Genomic DNA, 19,531 nt, shown 5'->3' on the forward strand with positions numbered 1-19,531 from the left:
CGAGACACTAAGTCGACAAGGCGCGCGCGTTCAACGAACACGCCGAACCTCCCGTTTTTCTTTTCACCCTATGTGATCACCCATAGTCGTAGCCATCCAGGGTGCTGGCCTGCGGCTACGTACGTCAACTCCCCGACACCGCAGGGGAGCTGGGAACCGAGATGTCGAAGTGGCGCGCGTCACGTGCCGCTTTCAGCAGCGCGGCCAGCACCTTCGCCTTCTCGGCACCCTCGTCGGGGCTGCCCCACATCACCGTGCGGCCACCTGTGAGTTCGACGGTCACGGAATCGTACGACCTGACGCGGAGCTTGCGGACACCCTTGCGCACGGCCGCCGGGAGCTCCCGGGCGACGCCGACCGCGGCACGCAGCAATCGGTCCGTTCCGAACCGGCGCATGCCCGGGGAGTCGGAAGCGGTCATTTCCAGAAGCGGAACCCCCTTGAGCGCGGCGCTCACGGTGGCGAAACGGACGCCCTCGCCGTCCACTTCCACAAACTTTCCGTCCGTTTGCAGCAGCAGTTCCGGGGTCCTTTCGGTCACTTTCAGACCGAGGGTGTGCGGCCAGGAACGGCTGACGTCAACGGTTTTGATGCGCGGCAGCTTCGCGCGCAGCCGGCGCTCCACCGCGCCGGTGTCCACGGAGACCAGCGGAGCATTCATCGGGGCGGCTGCCGCGGCGACGACCTCATCCGGCGTCAGAACGTCGGTACCGCTGGCCTTGACGCGCTCCAGCCGGAGCCAGTCCGAGCCGTAGAGGGCCCAGGCGCCGAACCCGCCCAGCAGCACGACGAGTACCGCAATGATGATCACACCGCGCCGGCCCGGCCGGCGCAGCCCGAGGCGCGGCAACCGGAAGCGCCCGAACCGCGACGGCGGAGAAGCGGGCCGGCCGGACGCTGACTTCTTCTCGCCGCGCCTGGCGGTGGTCGGTCCGGCCACGCTCTCCGCCTTCTCTCGTTCGCTACTTGTTACGCCGCTCGATCGCCTCGTACACCATGCCGACCAGCAGTTCGTCGGCGTCCCTGCGGCCGAACTCGGAGGCCGCGCGGGACATCTCGTACAGCCGGTGCGGATCGGCCAGGACCGGGAGCACGTTGCCCTGCACCCACTCCGGGGTCAGCTGGGCGTCGTCGACCAGCAGGCCCCCGCCGGCGTTGACCAGCGGCTGGGCGTTGAGCCGCTGCTCGCCGTTGCCGATGGGCAGCGGGACGAAAGCGGCCGGGAGCCCGACGGCGGACAACTCGGCGACGGTCATCGCGCCCGCGCGGCAGAGCATCATGTCGGCCGCGGCGTACGCAAGATCCATCCGGTCCACGTACGGTACCGGGACATAGGGGGGCATCCCGGGCATGTTGTCCACATGCGGCAGTTCGTTCTTCGGGCCGACCGCGTGCAACACCTGGATGCCGGAACGCTGGAGCGCCGGGACCGCGGCCTGGATGACCTCGTTGAGCCGCCGGGCGCCCTGGGAACCACCGGAGACCAGCAGGGTCGGGAGGTTGGGGTCGAGGCCGAAGGCGGCGCGCGCCTCGGGGCGGACCGCGGCGCGGTCCAGGGTCGCGATGGTGCGGCGCAGCGGGATCCCGACGTAGCGGGCGCCGCGCAGCTTGCTGTCCGGGGTGCTGACGGCGACGAAGGTGGCGTACCGCGAGCCGATCTTGTTGGCCAGGCCGGGGCGGGCGTTGGCCTCGTGCACGATGATCGGCACCCCGAGCCGCTTGGCGGCCAGATAGCCGGGCAGTGCCACGTAGCCGCCGAAGCCGACGACGCAGTCCGCCTTGGTGCGCTCCAGGATCTGCTCGGCGGCCTTGATCGTGCCGCGCAGCCGTCCGGGGACGGTGATCAGTTCGGGGGTGGGCTTACGGGGCAGCGGTACCGCCGGGATCAGGCCGAGCTCGTAACCGCGCTCGGGGACGAGGCGGGTCTCCAGGCCCTTCTCCGTGCCGAGTGCCGTGATCCCCACGGTCGGGTCCTGCCTGCGCAGGGCATCCGCGAGGGCGAGCGCGGGCTCGATGTGGCCGGCGGTCCCCCCACCGGCGAGTACGACATGCACCGAAATTCACCGCTCTCCGGACGGCCGCTTCTTGAGGCGCCGTCTCATCGTCTTCCATCTCACCCCGGCCGGCCTTCTGCCGAAAACCGGCTTCCGCTTCGCCAGCGCGGCCAGGGCCGTCCGCGCGGCGGGCTCGTCACGCGCGAAGGCGATCAGCAGCCCGACGGCGAACATCGTCGGCAGCAGGGCGGAGCCTCCGTAGGAGAACAGCGGGAGCGGAACACCGGCGATCGGCAACAGGCCGAGCACCGCACCCATGTTGATCACGGCCTGCGCCATGATCCAGGTGGTCACGCCTCCCGCTGCGTACCGTACGAAGGGGTCCTCCGTGCGTCCGGCCACGCGGATACCCGCATAGCCTAGAGCCGCGAAGAGGGCGAGCACCGACAGCGTCCCCGCCAGCCCCAGTTCCTCCCCGGTGATGGCGAAGATGAAGTCGGTGTGCGGTTCAGGGAGTTCTCCCCATTTTTCCATACTGGCTCCGAGCCCGGAACCGAAGAGCCCGCCGGAGGCCAGCGCGTAGATGCCGTGGACGGCCTGCCAGCACTGGTCGCCGGGGCCCGGATCGGTGGCGGCGATGCAGGCGAGCCGGGACATCCGGTGGGCGCTGGTCTTGATCAGCACCGCGCCGAGCACGGCCGCGGCGCCCAGCACCCCGGTGAACAGCCGGGTCGGGGCGCCGGCCAGCCACAGCAGTCCGAAGAGGATCGCGGTGAGGATGATCGTGGTGCCCATGTCCCCGCCGAGCATGATCAGCGCGAGCAGGAGAAAGGTCACCGGCGTCAGCGGAACCAGCAGGTGCTTCCACTGCGTCAGAAGCTTCTTCTCCTGTTTGCGGGCCAGCAGGTCCGCGGCCCACAGGACCAGCGCGATCTTGGCGAACTCGCTCGGTTGCATCTGGAAAGGCCCGCCGAGGCTGATCCAGTTCTGGTTGCCGTTGACCGAGACCCCGATGCCCGGAATCTGCACCATGCCCAGCAGGAACACCGAGCCGACGAGCAGCGGGTAGGCGAGCGCCCGGTGCCGCCGGACCGGCATTCGGGCGCCGAGCAGCATCAGCCCGCCGCCGAGGACGGCCGCCAGCAGCTGCTTGCGGAAGAAGTACGACGGTGCCAGACCGGACTGGAGGGCCTTGATCTGGGACGCCGAATAGACCATCACCAGTCCGAGGACGGTGATCAGCAGGCTGCCGCCGAGGATGAGGTAGTAGGCGGTCAGTGGGCGGTCCCAGGCGCGCCGCGCACGGGGGTAGAGCCCGCGCGGGCCGCCGGGGGTCCGGCTGCCGCGCGGCGGGCGCACCGTCGCGGGGGTCCGGCGCACCGGGCGCGGCTGCGCCGGTCTCGCCGATCGGGCGGTCATCCTCGTCCCCTCCACGGGTGCGCTCGCCGCCGGCAGCGACGGCAGCGGGGAGAAACGTCTAGTGACCGTTGGCGGCCAGTTCGCCCACCGCGTCGGCGAAGGCGTCGCCCCGCTTGTTGTAATTGACGAACATGTCCATCGACGCGCAGGCCGGCGCCAGCAGCACCGTGTCGCCGGTCTCGGCCAGCCGGGTCGCTTCCCGTACGGCCTCGGACATCGCCCCAGTGTCGGTCCGGTCGAGGTCGACCACCGGGACATCAGGGGCGTGTCGCACCAGGGCTTCGCGAATCAGCGCCCGGTCGGCGCCGATGAGGACCACTGCGCGCAGCCGCTCGGCGGACTTCTGGACCAGTTCGTCGAAGGTCGCGCCCTTGGCCAGTCCGCCGGCGATCCACACGATGTGCTCGTACGCCGCCAACGACGCCTCGGCGGCGTGGGTGTTGGTGGCCTTGGAATCGTCGATGTAGCTGACGCCGGCGATGTCCGCGATGTGCTGGATGCGGTGCTCGTCCGGGTGGAAGGCGCGCAGCCCGTCGCGTACCGCGGTGGCCGGGACGCCGAAGGCTCGGGCCAGGGCCGCGGCGGCGAGGGCGTTGGCGATGTTGTGCGGGGCCGCGGGGGTGATGTCCGAGACCTCGGCGAGCTCCTGCGCCTGCCGGTGCCGGTTCTCGACGAAGGCGCGGTCGACGAGGATGCCGTCGACGACGCCCAGTTGGGAGGGGCCCGGCGCGCCGAGGGTGAAGCCGATCGCGCGGCAGCCCTCCTCGACGTCGGCGGCCCGGACCAGGTCCTCGGTCACCGGGTCGGCGGCGTTGTAGACGCAGGCGACGGTGTTGCCCTCGTAGATCCGGCCCTTGGCGGCGGCGTACGCCTCCATGGAGCCGTGCCAGTCCAGGTGGTCCGGGGCGAGGTTGAGGACCGCCGCGGAGTGCGCCCGCACCGAGGGTGCCCAGTGCAGCTGGTAGCTGGAGAGCTCGACGGCGAGGACGTCGTAGGACGTGCCGTCCTCCCGGCCCTCGCCGAGCACCACGTCGACGAGCGGGACGCCGATGTTGCCGACGGCGGCGGTCCGCAGACCGGCCGCCGTCAGGATCGAGGCCAGCATCCGGACGGTGGTGGTCTTGCCGTTGGTCCCGGTGACCGCCAGCCAGGGCGCTGCTTTTCCGCCGGCCCGGCCGCGCAGCCGCCAGGCCAGTTCGACGTCGCCCCACACCGGGACACCGGCCCGCTCCGCCGCCAGGAAGAGCGGACTGGTCGGCTTCCACCCGGGGGTGGTGACGACCAGTTCGGTGCCCTCGGGGAGGGTCTCCCCGTCGCCGAGCCGGACGGTGACGTCCGCCCGTCGCCCACCACCCTCCCGGGAGGCGCTTCGCGCCGCTGCCCATTGTTCCAGCTCGGCCGCCTGGGCCCGTTCGCGCTCGCCGTCGCTGCTGTTGACGACGGTGACGCGGGCGCCGAGACCGGCCAGGGCGCGGGCGGCGGGGACGCCGCTCACGCCGAGACCGGCCACGGTGATCCGCATCCCCGCGAAGTCGTGGAAGTCCTGCGGCTGGTACACGGTCACTTCGCCGCCTGCCAGCCGCCGTAGAAGATGCCCAGGCCCACGATCACGCACATGCCCTGGATGATCCAGAACCGGACCACCACAAGGACTTCGGACCACCCCTTCAATTCGAAGTGGTGCTGGAGTGGCGCCATGCGGAAGACCCGCTTGCCGGTGAGCCGGAAGGATCCGACCTGGATGACCACGGACATGGTGATCAGGACGAAGAGGCCGCCGAGGATGGCCAGCAGCAGCTCGGTGCGGGAGCAGATCGCCAGACCGGCGAGCGCGCCGCCCAGGGCCAGCGAGCCGGTGTCGCCCATGAAGATCTTGGCGGGTGAGGTGTTCCACCACAGGAAGCCGAAGCAGGCTCCCATCAGGGCGGAGGCGACGACCGCGAGGTCGAGGGGATCTCGTACCTCGTAGCAGCCGGGTCCCGCGGTGATCAGGTTGGCGCAGGACTCCTGGTGCTGCCAGATGCCGATGAAGGTGTACGCGCCGAAGACCATCACCGAGGCGCCGGTGGCCAGGCCGTCGAGGCCGTCGGTGAGGTTCACGCCGTTGGACATCGCAAGGATCATGAACAGCGCCCAGATGACGAAGAGCACCGGGCCGATCTGCCAGCCGAAGTCCTGGGTGAAGGAGAGCCGGTCCGAGGCGGGGGTCTGGCCGCGGAGGTCTGCGAACTGGAGCGAGAGCACCGCGAAGGCGATGCCGACGATCAGCTGTCCGGCCATCTTCGCCTTCGCCCGCAGGCCCAGCGAGCGCTGCTTGACGATCTTGATGTAGTCGTCGAGGAAGCCGACCAGGCCCATGCCGGCGAAGAGGAAGAGCACCAGCACGCCGGAGAAGGTCGGATCGCTGGAGGTGATCACCTTCGTGACGACGTAGGCGATGATCGTGGCCAGGATGAAGGAGATGCCACCCATGGTGGGCGTGCCCTTCTTGCTGCCGTGGGTGCGGGGGCCGTCATCGCGGATGAACTGCCCGTACCCCTTCTTGGCCAGCAGCTTGATCAGCAGGGGGGTGCCGATCAGGGTCAGGAAGAGCCCGATCATTCCGGAGAAGAGGATCTGCTTCATGGAGTTCATCGGGACGCGGCTCCGCCCTCAGCGCCGGACACGCCCTCGTCGGCCAGCAATGCCGCGGCCACCCGCTCCAGGCCCACCGACCTGGACGCCTTCACCAGCACGACGTCTCCCGGTCGCAGCTCCCTGCGCAACAGGTCGACCGCCGCCCGCGTGTCGGACACGTGCACCGACTCCTCACCCCACGAACCCTCGTTCTTGGCGCCCATGTCGAGCCAGGCCGCTTCCCTGCCGCCGACCGCCACGAGCTTGCTGACGTTGAGCCGGACGACCAGCCGCCCGACCGCGTCGTGTTCGGCGAGCGACTCCCCGCCCAGCTCGGCCATCTCACCGAGCACCGCCCACGTACGACCGCCCTGCGCCTTGCCGGCGGCGCCCATGGCGACCAGCGCACGCAGCGCCGCTCGCATGGACTCGGGGTTCGCGTTGTAGGCGTCGTTGACGACCGTCACGCCGTCCGCGCGCTCGGTGACCTCCATCCGCCAGCGGGAGAGCGTGCCGGCTTCGGAGAGCGCGGTGGCGATCTCGTCTACGGGCATGCCCAACTCGTGGGCGACGGCGGCCGCGGCGAGCGCGTTCGACACGTGGTGCTCACCGTACAGCCGCATCGTCACATCGCTGCACCCGGAGGGTGTGTGAAGCGTGAAGGAGGGCTGTCCGAGGCCGTTGAGCCGGACATTCGCGGCGCGTACGGCGGCGTCCTCGGACTCGCCGAAGAGGACCGTACGGGCCTTCGTACGGGAGGCCATGGCGCGGACGTACGGGTCGTCGGCGTTGAGCACCGCCACCCCGCCCGCCCGTCGCCCGGCACCACCCTCCGGCGGAAGCCCTTCGGGCCCGTCTTCCTCGGCCGCGGGCAGCGCCTCGACGAGTTCGCCCTTCGCCTCGGCGATCTGCTCGCGGCCCCCGAACTCGCCGATGTGCGCGGTGCCGACGTTGAGGACCACGCCGACCCGGGGCGGGGTCAGCTCGGTGAGGTAGCGGATGTGGCCGACGCCGCGGGCGCCCATCTCCAGGACGAGATGGCGGGTGGTGGCATCGGCGCGGAGCGCGGTGAGGGGCAGCCCGATCTCGTTGTTGAGGTTGCCTTCCGGCCACACGGTGGGGCCGTGCCGCTGGAGGAGCTGGGCGATCAGGTCCTTGGTGCTGGTCTTGCCGGCCGAGCCGGTGAGGCCGATGACGGTGGTGCCCAGCCGCTCGACGACGGCGCGGGCCAGGGCGCCGAGAGCTGCGACGACGTCGTCGACGACGATCGCCGGGACGCCGACCGGGCGGGCGGCGAGCACCGCCGCGGCGCCGGCTTCCACCGCGCCGGCGGCGAAGTCGTGGCCGTCGACGCGCTCACCGGCGAACGCCACGAACAGGCCACCGGGGCGGACCGCACGGGAGTCCGTCACGACCGGCCCGGTGACCTCGCGGCCCGGGTCCGGTATGTCGTGCTGCTGTCCGCCGACGATGCTCGCGATCTCGGCGAGCGACAGGGAGATCACAGTTCACCCCCGGAACCGTGCAGGAGGTGCCAACAAGAGGATTGTGCGCGCATGGCGGTGTGTCATCCCTGGTGGTTCGGCTGCTGTGACTGCTGCGACTTCTGCGCTTCCTCGATGGCAGCGCGCAGCACCTGACGGTCGTCGAAGGGCCGGACCACTCCGGCGATGTCCTGGCCCTGCTCGTGGCCCTTGCCCGCGACGATCACGGTGTCGCCGGGCTCGGCGCGGGCGACGGCGGCGGCGATGGCGGCGGCCCGCTCCTCCTCGACCAGCACCGTGCCGCGTTCGTGGACCGGCACCTCCGCCGCGCCCGCCAGCATGGTGGCCAGGATCGCGAGCGGGTCCTCGTTGCGCGGGTTGTCGGACGTCAGGATGGCCGTGTCGGCGAGGCGGGCCACCGCGGCGCCCATGGGGGCGCGCTTGTGCGGGTCGCGGTCGCCGCCGCAGCCGAGGACGGCGTGCAGCTTTCCGGTGGTGACCTTCCGCAGGGCGCGCAGCACCGACTCCACCGCGTCGGTCTTGTGGGCGTAGTCGACGACCGCGAGATACGACTGGCCGGCGTCCACCCGCTCCAGCCGGCCGGGGACGCCGGGGACCGCGGCGACGCCGTCGGCGGCGGTCTGCGGGTCGATACCGGCGACGACCAGCGAGACGATCGCGGCGAGCGCGTTGGCGACGTTGAACGGGCCGGCGATCGGGGAGGCGGCGCGCACCTTCCGGCCGCCGGGGCCGTGCACGGTGAAGGTCGAGCCGAGCGTGCCGACCTCGACGTCGCAGGCGCGCCAGTCCGCGTCCGGGTGGCCCTCCGCGGAGAAGGTGGTGACCGGGACCTCGGCTTCGCCGGCGGCCAGCCGCCTGCCGTACTCGTCGTCGATGTTGACCACGCCGGCCCTGCTGCGGGCCCGGGTGAACAGCTGGGCCTTGGCCTGGAAGTAGTCCTCCATGCCGGAGTGGAACTCCATGTGCTCCGGGCTGAGGTTGTTGAAGATCGCGACGTCGAAGACGCAGCCGTCGACCCGGCCGAGGACCAGCGCGTGGCTGGAGACCTCCATCGCCACCGCACGGACCCCGCGCTCGCGCATCACGGCGAACAGGGCCTGGAGGTCGGTGGCCTCGGGGGTGGTGCGCTCGGACTTGATCCGCTCGCCGCCGATCCGGGTCTCCACGGTGCCGATCAGGCCGGTCAGCCCGCCCGTCTGCGGCCCGTCGCCGCCCTCGGCCGACAGCGCCGCGCGCAGCCCGCCCTCGATGAGGTACGCGGTGGTGGTCTTGCCGGAGGTGCCGGTGATGCCGATCTGGAGGAGGTCCTCGCCCGGTGCCCCGTAGATCGAGACGGCCAGGGCGCCCATCCGGCCGCGCGGATTGTCGACGGCCAGGACCGGCAGGCCGGTCGCGGCGGCCCGCTCGGCGCCCGACGGGTCGGTCAGGATCGCGGCGGCGCCGAGGTCGGCGGCCTGGGCGACGAAGTCGGCGCCGTGCAGGCGGGCGCCGGGCAGCGCGGCGTAGATGTCGCCGGGGCGGACCGCACGGGAGTCGTGCGTGATGCCGGTGACCTGGACGGCGGATGCGCCGTCCGGTACCGGGATCGCCAGCTGCTCGGCGAGGTCGGCCAGGGGGGTGGGGCGGACCTGCTCGGGTCGGGGCGCGCCCGGGTATCTGCCGGGGCCGCCCTTCTCCGCCTTCTTCGCGTGCTGGGTTTTCGAGGACTGATCAGCTTGTGACACGGCGGTGAGCGTACCGGGCACAACGGGCCCGGGGCGAAAGGAGGGCTTCGCCGGGGCTCTGTTTCCGGGCCGGTGCGGCCCGTCGGGAGTGATCGTCGTCACGGCGGTGTTGCCTCGTTTTCATTCGCCTGGCTTGAACGTGACCGGCAGCCGCGGAGCGGCGGCGCCGGTCGGCGGGACCTGGAGGGTTTTCAGCGCGAACGCCATGACCTGCTGGAAGACCGGGCCGCAGACCTGGCCTCCGAAGTAGCTGCCCTTGGTGGGGTTCTGGACGGCGCAGTAGACGGTGATACGGGGCTTGTCGGCCGGCGCGAAGCCGGCGAAGGAGGCGGTGTAGCCGTGGTAGCGGCCGGTTTTCGGGTCCACCCGGTTGGAGGTGCCGGTCTTGCCGCCGACGCGGTACCCGTCGATCTTCGCCTTCGCCCCGGTGCCCTCCTCGTCGTCCACCACCGATTCCAGCATGGTGGCGAGCGTCTCGGCGGTCTTCCGGCTGACCACGCGGTCCGTGGCGGGCTTGGCGGCCGGTACGTACCGGCCGTCGGGCCCGGTGCTGCCGCGGACGAGGGTGGGGGCGATCCGCTCGCCTCCGTTGGCGATCGTGGAGTAGACGGAGGCGGCCTGGACGGCGTTGAGGGACAGGCCCTGGCCGAACGGGATCGTGTACTGCTGGGAGGTGTTCCAGTTCTGCGGCTTGGCCAGGATGCCGTCCGTCTCGCCGGGGAAGCCGAGGCCGGTCGGCCGGCCGATGCCGAACTTGCGCAGGTAGGAGTAGAGGACCTGGTTGGCCTGCGGCTGGGTCTTGCCGAGCTGGCCGGCCGCCATGATCGTGCCGATGTTGCTGGACTTGGCGAGGACGCCGTTGAGCGTCAGGTTCCAGGTGGGGTGGTCGATGTCGTCGGCGAACAGCCGGTCGCCGCGGTGCAGCCGGTTGGGCACGGTGACCCGGGTGTACGGGGTCGCGACGCCCTGCTCCAGGACGGCGGCCATGGACATCAGCTTGCTGGTGGAGCCCGGCTCGAAGGCGTCGGTGAGCGCGGCGTTGCCCAGCGCCTCCGGGTTGGCCTTCGCGACGTTGTTGGGGTCGAATCCCGGCGCGTTGGCCAGGGCCAGGATCTCGCCGGTGCGGGTGTCCTGGACGACGACGTAGCCGCGGTCCGCCTGGGACTTCTTGACCTGGTCGGCGATGGCCTGCTGGGCCGCCCACTGGATGTCGCGGTCGAGGGTCAGCTGGACGTCGGTGCCGGGGACGGCGGGGTGCTCCTGGGTGTCGGCGGTGGGCACCCGCCGGCCGCCGGACTGGGCGTAGACGAGCTTGCCGTCCTTGCCGGCCAGTTCCTTGTCGAGCTCGGCCTCCAGGCCGCCGGCGCCCTTGCCGTTGCCGCCGACGAAGCCGAGGACGCCGGCGGCGAGGTCGTGGCCCGGGTAGACGCGCTTGCTGTGCTTGTCGGCGAAGATCCCGAGCAGCACGTCCGGCCGGGGCGCGCTCTTGGGAGCGGCGGCGGCCTTGGCGTCCAGGGCCTTGCGCAGGTCCTTGATCCGCCGCCAGACCTGGGGGGTCTGCTGCCGGGCGAGGAGCACGTAACGGGACTTGGGCCGGGCGAGCTTCGCGGCGAGGGTGTCCTGCGGCTCGCCGAGGATCGGCGCGAGCAGCGCGGCGGCCCGCCGCGGCGCGTCCTTGATCTTGATCTTGTCGGGGGCGAGCAGGCTCGGGTCGGCGGTGATGTCGTACGCGTCGACGGTGGTGGCCAGGTCCACCCCCTCCCGGTCGGTGATCGCACCGCGCGCGGCGGACAGCTTGACCGGGACGTAGCGGTTCTCGTTGGCCTTGGCGGCGTACGCCCCGGCGTCCACGGCCTGCACCTGCACGAGCCGGACGACGAAGGCCAGCATCACCAGCGTCAGCGCCAGGGAGACCAGCCGCAGCCGCGGGCGCGGGCTGCCCAGGCGGAGCGCGTTGCCGGTCGGTCGGAGGCGCGCGGCGGGGGGCCGGGGGCCGCCGGACCGGGAGGTGCCCTGGCGGGGGGCGGGGCGCCGGCCGTCCGGGGCAGCGGGCTGCTTGCCGGGCCGGGCGGGACGCGGGACCCGGCGGGGGTCCCTGGGCTCGGTCATACCGCGGTCTCCGGGGCGTGCGCAGGGGTGGTGGGGAGCGGGGCACCGCCGTACGGCCCCGGGGCGGGTGCGGCGTACGGGAGTGCGGCCTCAGGCGTCACGGGGTCACCTGCCGGAGGTCGTCGGGGCGGGGGCGGACGGGGACGGTGAGTCGGCGAGCTCGGCGGCCGGGACCGCCGGGGTGGCCATCGGGCCCGGGGAGTCGGTGGCGCCCGGGGTGCCGGGCGCGAGCGGGACCGGCGGCATCCGCCCGGCCTGCGGGACCGGCGCGGCCTGCGGGGCGGGAGCAGCCTGCGGGGCGGGAGCGGCCTGCGGGACCGGCGAGGTCTGCGGGACGGGGGCGGCCTGCGGGGCCGGCGCCGGGGGCCCGCCGGACGGGCCCGGCGGCGACGACCCGGCGGGCGCGGCCAGCGGTGCCCCCTCGGACGAGGCCACGCCCGGCTTGCCGCGGACCGTACCGTCCGGCAGCAGGAAGGCCGGGATGCCGCCGGGCACCATGCCCAGCTTGCGGGCCCGGCGCGCCAGCTCGTCCGGCGCGGAGTAGCCGTCCACCTCCTGCTGGAGCGCCTGCTGCTCGTCCGTCAGCTCGCTGGTCTTCCGCTCCAGCTTGCTGAGTTCGAACGACCCTTGGTTGAGCGCCGAGTTGAGTAGCAGCAGGATGATGAGCCCGGACCCCAGGAGCACCACGACGAGCAGTACGAAGGGCGTGCGGGCGGCCGTACCGCCCCGCGGGGTGGAGGGGAGCAGCGCGGCGAGGCGCTGCCTCCCGCGCGGCCGGCCCCCCTGGCGTGTCACGCGATGTCCTCGCGGATGCGCTCGGCGCCGCGCAGCCGGGCGGGGGCCGCGCGCCGGTTGTCGGCGACCTCCTCCTCCGTGGGCAGTTCGGCGCCCCGGGTCAGCAGCTTCAGCCGGGGCTGGTAGCGCTCGGGAATGACCGGCAGCCCGGGGGGCGCGGTGTTGCTCGCGCCGGCCGCGAAGACCTGCTTGACCAGCCGGTCCTCCAGCGAGTGGTACGAGAGCACGGCGATCCGACCGCCCACGGCGAGCGCCTTCACGGCGGCCGGGACGGCCCGTTCGACGCAGGCCAGCTCGCCGTTGACCTCGATGCGCAGCGCCTGGAAGGTGCGCTTGGCCGGGTTGCCACCGGTGCGCTTGGCGGCCTGCGGCAGTGCGTCGCGGATCAGCTCGACCAGCCGGGCGCTGTTGCCGAACGGCTCCTTGGCCCGCTCGCGGACCACCGCCGCGACGATCCGCTTGGCCTGCTTCTCCTCCCCGTAGGAGCGCAGGATCCGGACCAGCTCACCGGGCGGATAGGTGTTGAGGACGTCGGCGGCGCTGATGCCGGTCGTCTGGTCCATCCGCATGTCCAGCGGGGCGTCCTGGGCGTACGCGAAGCCGCGCTCGGCCTCGTCGAGCTGCATCGAGGAGACCCCGAGGTCGAACAGCACGGCCTGGACGTGCGGCAGCCCCAGCCGGCCGAGGACCTGGGGGAGCTCGTCGTAGACGGCGTGCACGAGGGTGGCGCGGTCGCCGTAGGGGGCCAGCCGCTCCCCGGCGAGCCGCAGCGCTTCCGGGTCGCGGTCGAGGGCGACCAGGCGGGCCTCGGGGAAGGCGGAGAGCAGCGCCTCGCTGTGCCCCCCGAGGCCGAGGGTGCAGTCGACGACGACCGCCCCGGGCTCGGCGAGCGCGGGGGCGAGCATGTCCAGGCACCGCTGGAGCATGACGGGTACGTGGCGGGTGTTGCTGCTCATGCGGCGGCCTCGCTGCGCTCGGCGGGCCTGCATGCGCAGAGCGCGCACCTTTTTCTGATTCGCTCGCTGCGCTCGCTCATATGCCTTCCGATGGTGGGCGGCAGGTGGGTCCCCGGCCGTTGGCTGGTCGGTTGCCGCACGTACCGCTTGGTCCCCGCCCGCTCTGAAGGGGAAGTGGCCCTCCGGCGACGGGGAAGAGACGTCGGATGACCGTGGAGCGGGAGGAGGCCGAACCGTACGTACGGATTCACGCACGCGAGGGATCCGGGATCCTTGAGGAGAGCGTCGCGCCTCCCACTTCGCGCCACTTTAGTCCACCTGCGGTCCCGGTCAATCAACCGGTTCCGCGCGTCCCGCGACGGCTTGCCGGGGCGTGCGGGCGGCGTCGCGCGCGGCCTCGTCACCCCTACGGCGCCGGCGCGAACCTGTACTGTGTACTACCTCACAAGCTGTGATGTTGCCCCCTATGCCCGCCCTCACACAGCACTGAACAAGCCATCCGCGATTACGGTGATTCCATGCCCATACCTGCGTCGCAGCCGTTGCCCCAGTCCTCCGAGACCGCCGCCGGCCGTGCCGACGGCACCGTCACCGACCACCTCGTCGAGGCGAACCAGCGCTATGCCGCCGCCTTCACCGACCCTGGAATGGACGCCCGGCCGGTGCTCAAGGTCGCCGTGGTGGCCTGTATGGACGCCCGGATCGATCTGCACGCCGCGCTGGGTTTGGAGCTCGGCGACTGCCACACCATCCGCAACGCCGGGGGCGTGGTGACCGACGACATCATCCGTTCCCTGACGATCAGCCAGCGCGCGCTCGGCACCCGCTCGGTCGTCCTCATCCACCACACCGACTGCGGCCTGCTGGGCCTGACCGAGGACTTCCGGCACGAGCTGGCGGCCGAGGTCGGGCAGCGGCCCACCTGGGCGGTCGAGGCGTTCAAGGACCTCGACGAGGACGTCCGGCAGTCCATGCAGCGGGTGCGCACCTCCCCCTTCCTGCCGCACACCGACGACGTCCGCGGGTTCGTGTTCGACGTGACGACGGGCCTGCTGCGGGAGATCGGTCCGCAGCGCTGACGCGGGGCGGGACCGCCGTGGCATGCGGCGATCCCGCCTGATCGCCCCTCCCCTGGCAGGGGATTGTCCGTCTTGCCCGGATAGCACCGGCACGCCGGCGTGAGTTGTCCACAGGCCATGACGCGAAGCCGCGTGGGCGGCAAGAATGCGTAGGTGACATCGCCCCGGCCGTGGCCGGGCACGATGCACGATCGGGGAGGGCCGGGTCCGTCAAGGGGGCGTCGGCCACCCATGGAACGGGCCGAGGAGGGCCGAGTGACGACGTATGACGAACGAGCGAGCCTCAGCGATCTGACCAGCACCGCCGGGCGGGTTCACCGGTCGGTGGAGGGTGTGATCGAAGGCAAGCCGGAGGTCGTACGGCTCGCGCTGACCGTCCTGCTGGCCGAGGGGCATCTGCTCATCGAGGACGTGCCGGGCGTCGGCAAGACGATGCTGGCCAAGGCGCTCGCCCGGTCCATCGACTGCTCGGTGCGCCGCATCCAGTTCACCCCCGACCTGCTGCCGTCGGACATCACCGGCGTCAGCGTCTACGACCAGCAGCGGCAGGACTTCGAGTTCAAGCCGGGCGCCGTCTTCGCCCAGATCGTGATCGGCGACGAGATCAACCGCGCCTCCCCCAAGACCCAGTCGGCGCTCCTGGAGTCCATGGAGGAGCGCCAGGTCACCATGGACGGGCAGACGTACGAACTGCCCAGCCCCTTCATGGTGGTCGCCACGCAGAACCCGGTGGAGATGGAGGGCACCTACCCGCTCCCCGAGGCGCAGCGCGACCGCTTCATGGCGCGGGTGTCGATCGGCTATCCCAGCCCGGCGGCCGAGCTCCGGATGCTCGATGTGCACGGCGGCGCCTCCCCCCTGGACGACCTCCGGCCGGTGGCGCACGCCCACGAGATCGTGAAGCTGACGGAGGCGGTGCGCTCGGTCCACGTCGCGGAGCCGGTGCGCAGATACGCCGTGGACCTGGTGGCGGCCACCCGCAGCCATCCGGACCTGCGGCTGGGCGCCTCGCCGCGAGCGACGCTGCACCTGCTGCGCGCCGCGAAGGCGGCGGCGGCCATGGCCGGGCGGGAGTTCGCGCTGCCGGACGATGTCCAGTCACTGGCGGCGGCGGTGCTCGCGCACCGTCTACTGCCCACCGCCCAGGCCCAGTTGAACCGCCGTACGGCCGAGCAGGTCGTGCTGGAGATCGTGCAGCGCACCCCGGTTCCGGACCCGTCCGCGCCACAGTGGCGGCAGGTTCACGGCCGGCAGCCGCCCGGCGCCCGGGAGCTGTGATGTCCGCCGGGGGAAGCGAGGGGGCCCCGGAGCCCGGCGGGCTGCGCGCGGCCCTCGGAGGGCTGACGACGCGCGGCCGGTCGTTCCTGGCCGCCGGGCTGGCCGCCGCGGTCTGCTCGTATCTCCTGGGGCAGGCGGATCTGCTGCGGGTCGGTCTGCTGCTGGCGGTGCTGCCGCTGGTGTGCGTCCTGGTCCTGCACCGCACCCGCTACCGCGTCTCGGGCAGCAGGACCCTAGCCCCCGCCCGGGTCTCCGCCGCCGCCGAGGCCCGCGTCCGGCTGCGGCTGGACAACGTCTCCCGGCTGCCCACCGGAGTGCTGATGCTCCAGGACCGGGTGCCGTACGTGCTCGGGCCGCGGCCCCGCTTCGTCCTGGACCGGGTCGAGGCCGGCGGCGGGCGGGAGGTGTCCTACCGCGTCCGCTCCGACCTGCGCGGCCGGTATCCGCTGGGCCCGCTGCAACTGCGCCTCTCCGACCCGTTCGGCATGTGCGAGCTGACCCGCTCGTTCAGCGCCTCCGACACCCTGACGGTGGTGCCCCGGGTCGAGCCGCTGCCCGCGGTCCGGCTGACCGGCGAGGCCGCCGGGTACGGCGACGGCGGCCACCGTTCGCCCGCGCTGGCCGGGGAGGACGACGTCATCCCGCGAAGCTATCGGCACGGCGACGACCTGCGGCGCGTCCACTGGCGCTCCACCGCGCGCTACGGCGAGCTGATGGTGCGCCGCGAGGAGCAGCCGCAGAAGGCCCGCTGCACGATCCTGCTCGACACCCGCGCCGCCGCCCATGAGGGCGCCGGGCCCGACTCGGCCTTCGAATGGGCCGTCGCCGGCGCCGCCTCGGTCGCGGTGCACCTGCTGGAGCGGGGGTTCTCGGTGCGGCTGCTGACCGACACCGGCAGCTCGGTGCCCGGCCCGGACGGCAGCGGCGGCAGCGCGTCCGCCGACACCGCCGGCCTGCTGCTGGACAGCCTCGCCATCGTGGAGCACTCCGACGAGGAGGGCCTCTCCGCAGCGTACGAGGCGCTGCGCGGCGGCACGGAAGGTCTGCTGATCGGCTTCTTCGGCGACCTGGACGAGCGCCAGGCGGCGATCGCCGGCCGGATACGCCGCCACGGCAGCACCGCGATCGCGTTCGTCGTGGACGGCGACGCCTGGACCCGCGGCCCCGGCGGAATCCGCTTCTCCCGCTGGCAGACACCGCTCGACGAGCGGCTGCGGATGCTGCGCGAGGCGGGCTGGGCGGCGCTGCCGGTGCGGCCCGGCGCTGCGCTGGCCGAGCTGTGGCAGGCCGCGGACCGGGCGGGCGCTGGTCCGGAGGCGGTCGGAGCGGATCCGGCCGGCAGGGCCGCGGGAGGTGGGGCGTGAACGGCGCTTCCGAGCGAAGGGGGGCAGGAGCATGAGCGGCCGGGCGAGGCTGGCGCTGTGCGCGATGGTGGCGACGCTGTGTGCCGCGTGCACGCTGCTGCCGCTGGTGGATCCGATCAGCTGGATGTTCCAGGCCGCGATCCTGCTGGCGCTGGTGACCGGCGTGGGCGCGCTGACCCGCCGCGTCCCGCTGGCCGGACCGCTGACCATCGGCGCGCAGCTGCTGACGGGCGTGGTGCTGCTGACCGTGCTGTTCGCCCGCGACCAGGCGGTGGCCGGGCTGCTGCCGGGCCCGGACGCCGTCGCCGCCTTCGGCCGCCTGGTGCAGGAGGGCGTGCACGACGTCGGCCGGTACGCCATCCCGGCCCCCCTCACCCCCGGAATCCGGCTGCTGCTGATCGTCGGGGTGCTGCTGATCGGCGTGATCGTGGACGCGCTGGCGGTCACCTACCGCAGCGCCGCGCCGGCCGGGCTGCCGCTGCTCGCGCTCTATTCGGTGGCGGCCGGGCTGTCCCAGGGCGGCTCCGGCTGGCTGTGGTTCCTGGTGGCCGCCGCCGGCTATCTGCTGCTTCTGCTCGCCGAGGGCCGCGACCGGCTCTCCCAGTGGGGCCGGGTCTTCCGCGGTGCGGGCTCGGGCCGGCCGGGGTTCGCCGGCGGGCCGACGCCGGTCCCGGTCCGCACGGGCCGCCGGATCGGCGCGCTGGCGCTGGGGATCGCGCTGGCGGTGCCCGCCGTGCTGCCGTCCATGGGCGGCGGGCTGCTCGGCCCGGCCGCCGGTGCCGCCGGCCCGGGCGGCGGGGGCGGCACCATCTCCGCGATCAACCCGCTGGTCTCGCTCCAGGACAGCCTGAACCAACCGGAGGACCGGGAGGTCCTCAACTACCGCACCACCGCGAGCGACACCCGCGAGATGTATCTCCGGATCGTCGCCCTGGACCAGTTCGACGGCACGACCTGGAAGCCGTCCGAGCGGACGGTCACCGACGTCCCCGCCCAGCTGCCGAGCCCGGCCGGCCTGAACTCCAAGGTGGCGAGCACCCGGATCAACACCTCCGTCTCGACCGCCCCGTGGTACGCCCAGAACTGGCTGCCGCTCCCGTACCCGGCGTCCAAGGTGAACATCCCGGGCCGCTGGCGCTTCGAGCCCGAGGGCCGCACGCTGGTCGGCGACCGCGGACAGAACACCCACGGCCTGCAATACCAGGTCGAGAGCCTGCAGCTGCGGCCGACCGCCCAGCAGCTGGCCGATGCCCCGGAGCCGCCGGCGGCGCTGCTCCACGAGTACACCCAGGTGCCGCCCGACCTCCCCGCGGTCGTCCGCACCACCGCGCGCCGGGTGACCCACGGCGCCACGACGGCGTACGCCAGGGCCGTCAGACTCCAGGACTGGTTCGCGCTCTACGGCGGCTTCAGCTACAACACCGAGGTCCGGGCGGGCAGCGGCTCCGAGGCGATAGCCCGCTTCCTGGAGGACAAACAGGGCTTCTGCGTCCACTTCTCGTTCTCGATGGCGGCGATGGCCCGCACCCTGGGCATCCCGGCCCGGGTCGCGGTCGGCTTCACACCGGGCACCAAGCAGCCCGACGGCACGACCTCGGTCGGCCTCAAGGACGCGCACGCCTGGCCCGAGCTGTACTTCCAGGGCGTCGGCTGGACCCGCTTCGAGCCGACCCCGAGCCGCGGCACCGTCCCGGACTACGCCTACCCGGACACCTCGCACGCGACCGGCCCTGGCAGCCCGTCCCCCGAGCCCGCACAGTCCACCGCCCCCTCGCCCAAGCCGTCCCCGGGCCCGTCCTGTGGCCCCGGGGAGCACCGGGCCGGGGCCGGCGCGGCGTGCCTGACGGCGCCCACCCTGCCCGGATCCGGCACCTCGGGCGGCGGCCCCTCACCGTGGCCGCTGGTGGGCCTGGTGGCCGCGACGCTGCTCGTCGTGCTGCTGCTCGCGATACCGCTGCTGTGGCGGGTCCGCACGCGCGCCCAGCGGCTGGCGGGCGGCGGACCGGCCGGTGACGGCGCGGCGGCCACCCTCGCCGCCTGGCGGGAGCTGCTGGACACCGGCTGGGACTTCGGCATCCTCCCGGACCGGTCGCTGACCCCGCGCAAGGCGGCGGCGCGGATCATTCGCATCGGGCAACTGCAACCGGACGCCGCCGGTGCCGCCCAGCGCGTCGCGACGGCGGTGGAGCAGGTCCTCTACGCCCCGCAGCCGCTGCCGACGGCCGGGCTCGCCGCGGACGTCCGGCTGGTGCGGTCCGGCCTGCGGGACGGGGCGACCCGCGTCCTGCGGCTGCGCGCCCGGTTCGCCCCGCGCTCCGCGGTCCGCCTCCGATGGGCCTGCGCGGCCCGGTGGTCGGCCCTGCTGCTGCGCTGCCGCGACAGCCGCCCGGTGGCCGCGGTACGGCGCGCCGCAAGCGCCCTGCGATCACGCCGGCGGCGCGGCGCACGGGCATAGGGCCCTGCGGTCCGGTGCCCTGCCACGACGTTCCGCGGTCACGGGTGGAGCGGGCGCGTGGAGCCGGTGGAGCGGGCGCGTGGAATGCGGAGGCACGGCGTCCGGTGCGGGAGGGCAACGCATCTGGCTCGGGGGCGGCGGTGTGGCTGAGGGCGTTTCCCGCCTCCGCTCGGCGCGTCGCACGGAGGCGGGGCACCACGGACCCACCCGCGCGAGGTCCCGCCCCGCTGCGCCGAA

The 19,531-nt window shown here is 73.0% G+C and carries 14 protein-coding genes; 4 read left to right on the forward strand and 10 right to left on the reverse strand.

Annotation, left to right across the window (positions count from 1 at the left end; all coding sequences use genetic code 11):
- Positions 1–124 precede the first annotated feature (124 nt).
- From RZ84_RS09560 to rsmH, 10 genes are all read right to left on the reverse strand, one after another.
- The gene (locus RZ84_RS09560; protein WP_043263948.1) at positions 125–940 is read right to left on the reverse strand and encodes a cell division protein FtsQ/DivIB; all 816 of its coding nucleotides are present in this window, start codon (positions 938–940) and stop codon (positions 125–127) included.
- Between the two features lie 22 nt (positions 941–962).
- A complete protein-coding gene (gene murG, locus RZ84_RS09565) occupies positions 963–2,054 on the reverse strand; it encodes an undecaprenyldiphospho-muramoylpentapeptide beta-N-acetylglucosaminyltransferase (protein WP_043263949.1) in 1,092 nt (363 codons plus the stop codon).
- 6 nt (positions 2,055–2,060) lie between these two features.
- Positions 2,061–3,413, reverse strand: coding sequence for a putative lipid II flippase FtsW (ftsW, locus tag RZ84_RS09570; RefSeq protein ID WP_043263950.1), 1,353 nt, complete (start codon positions 3,411–3,413; stop codon positions 2,061–2,063).
- 58 nt (positions 3,414–3,471) lie between these two features.
- Positions 3,472–4,935: a UDP-N-acetylmuramoyl-L-alanine--D-glutamate ligase gene (gene murD, locus RZ84_RS09575; protein WP_043269478.1), complete on the reverse strand. Its 1,464-nt coding sequence runs from the start codon at positions 4,933–4,935 to the stop codon at positions 3,472–3,474.
- A 38-nt stretch (positions 4,936–4,973) separates the two neighbouring features.
- Positions 4,974–6,038: a phospho-N-acetylmuramoyl-pentapeptide-transferase gene (mraY, locus tag RZ84_RS09580; protein ID WP_043269480.1), complete on the reverse strand. Its 1,065-nt coding sequence runs from the start codon at positions 6,036–6,038 to the stop codon at positions 4,974–4,976.
- 5 nt (positions 6,039–6,043) lie between these two features.
- Positions 6,044–7,534, reverse strand: coding sequence for a UDP-N-acetylmuramoyl-tripeptide--D-alanyl-D-alanine ligase (locus RZ84_RS09585; protein ID WP_043263951.1), 1,491 nt, complete (start codon positions 7,532–7,534; stop codon positions 6,044–6,046).
- A 62-nt stretch (positions 7,535–7,596) separates the two neighbouring features.
- Positions 7,597–9,360, reverse strand: a complete 1,764-nt coding sequence (locus tag RZ84_RS09590) for a UDP-N-acetylmuramoyl-L-alanyl-D-glutamate--2,6-diaminopimelate ligase (RefSeq protein WP_043263952.1) — start codon at positions 9,358–9,360, stop codon at positions 7,597–7,599.
- Positions 9,361–9,378: 18 nt separating this feature from the next.
- Positions 9,379–11,367 carry a peptidoglycan D,D-transpeptidase FtsI family protein gene (locus RZ84_RS09595; RefSeq protein ID WP_043263953.1) on the reverse strand — a complete coding sequence of 663 codons (1,989 nt, stop codon included), beginning with the start codon at positions 11,365–11,367 and terminating at the stop codon, positions 9,379–9,381.
- 105 nt (positions 11,368–11,472) lie between these two features.
- The gene (locus RZ84_RS09600) at positions 11,473–12,162 is read right to left on the reverse strand and encodes a cell division protein FtsL (RefSeq protein WP_043263954.1); all 690 of its coding nucleotides are present in this window, start codon (positions 12,160–12,162) and stop codon (positions 11,473–11,475) included.
- Positions 12,159–13,118 carry a 16S rRNA (cytosine(1402)-N(4))-methyltransferase RsmH gene (rsmH, locus tag RZ84_RS09605; RefSeq protein ID WP_043263955.1) on the reverse strand — a complete coding sequence of 320 codons (960 nt, stop codon included), beginning with the start codon at positions 13,116–13,118 and terminating at the stop codon, positions 12,159–12,161. The genes RZ84_RS09600 and rsmH overlap by 4 nt, the downstream gene beginning before the upstream one ends.
- 518 nt (positions 13,119–13,636) lie before the next feature.
- On the opposite strand from rsmH, the gene RZ84_RS09610 reads away from it, so the two are divergent.
- From RZ84_RS09610 to RZ84_RS09625, 4 genes are all read left to right on the forward strand, one after another.
- Positions 13,637–14,197, forward strand: coding sequence for a beta-class carbonic anhydrase (locus RZ84_RS09610; protein ID WP_043263956.1), 561 nt, complete (start codon positions 13,637–13,639; stop codon positions 14,195–14,197).
- A 255-nt stretch (positions 14,198–14,452) separates the two neighbouring features.
- Positions 14,453–15,475, forward strand: a complete 1,023-nt coding sequence (locus tag RZ84_RS09615; RefSeq protein WP_043263957.1) for an AAA family ATPase — start codon at positions 14,453–14,455, stop codon at positions 15,473–15,475.
- Positions 15,475–16,839, forward strand: coding sequence for a DUF58 domain-containing protein (locus RZ84_RS09620; RefSeq protein ID WP_043263958.1), 1,365 nt, complete (start codon positions 15,475–15,477; stop codon positions 16,837–16,839). The genes RZ84_RS09615 and RZ84_RS09620 overlap by 1 nt, the downstream gene beginning before the upstream one ends.
- 31 nt (positions 16,840–16,870) lie before the next feature.
- Complete coding sequence (locus tag RZ84_RS09625) at positions 16,871–19,294, forward strand: transglutaminase TgpA family protein (protein WP_043263959.1); 2,424 nt, start codon at positions 16,871–16,873, stop codon at positions 19,292–19,294.
- The last annotated feature ends 237 nt before the right edge of the window (positions 19,295–19,531 follow it).

Origin of the sequence: Streptomyces sp. CT34, assembly GCF_000805335.1 — a bacterium.
Classification (GTDB): domain Bacteria; phylum Actinomycetota; class Actinomycetes; order Streptomycetales; family Streptomycetaceae; genus Streptomyces.

Coding starts and splice junctions, on each gene's coding strand:
- rsmH (WP_043263955.1), bottom strand. CDS start 13,118: ATGAGCAGCAACACCCGCCACGTACCCGTCATGCTCCAGCGGTGCCTG.
- RZ84_RS09610 (WP_043263956.1), top strand. CDS start 13,637: ATGCCCATACCTGCGTCGCAGCCGTTGCCCCAGTCCTCCGAGACCGCC.
- RZ84_RS09595 (WP_043263953.1), bottom strand. CDS start 11,367: ATGACCGAGCCCAGGGACCCCCGCCGGGTCCCGCGTCCCGCCCGGCCC.
- RZ84_RS09620 (WP_043263958.1), top strand. CDS start 15,475: ATGTCCGCCGGGGGAAGCGAGGGGGCCCCGGAGCCCGGCGGGCTGCGC.
- murD (WP_043269478.1), bottom strand. CDS start 4,935: ATGCGGATCACCGTGGCCGGTCTCGGCGTGAGCGGCGTCCCCGCCGCC.
- RZ84_RS09625 (WP_043263959.1), top strand. CDS start 16,871: ATGAGCGGCCGGGCGAGGCTGGCGCTGTGCGCGATGGTGGCGACGCTG.
- mraY (WP_043269480.1), bottom strand. CDS start 6,038: ATGAAGCAGATCCTCTTCTCCGGAATGATCGGGCTCTTCCTGACCCTG.
- ftsW (WP_043263950.1), bottom strand. CDS start 3,413: ATGACCGCCCGATCGGCGAGACCGGCGCAGCCGCGCCCGGTGCGCCGG.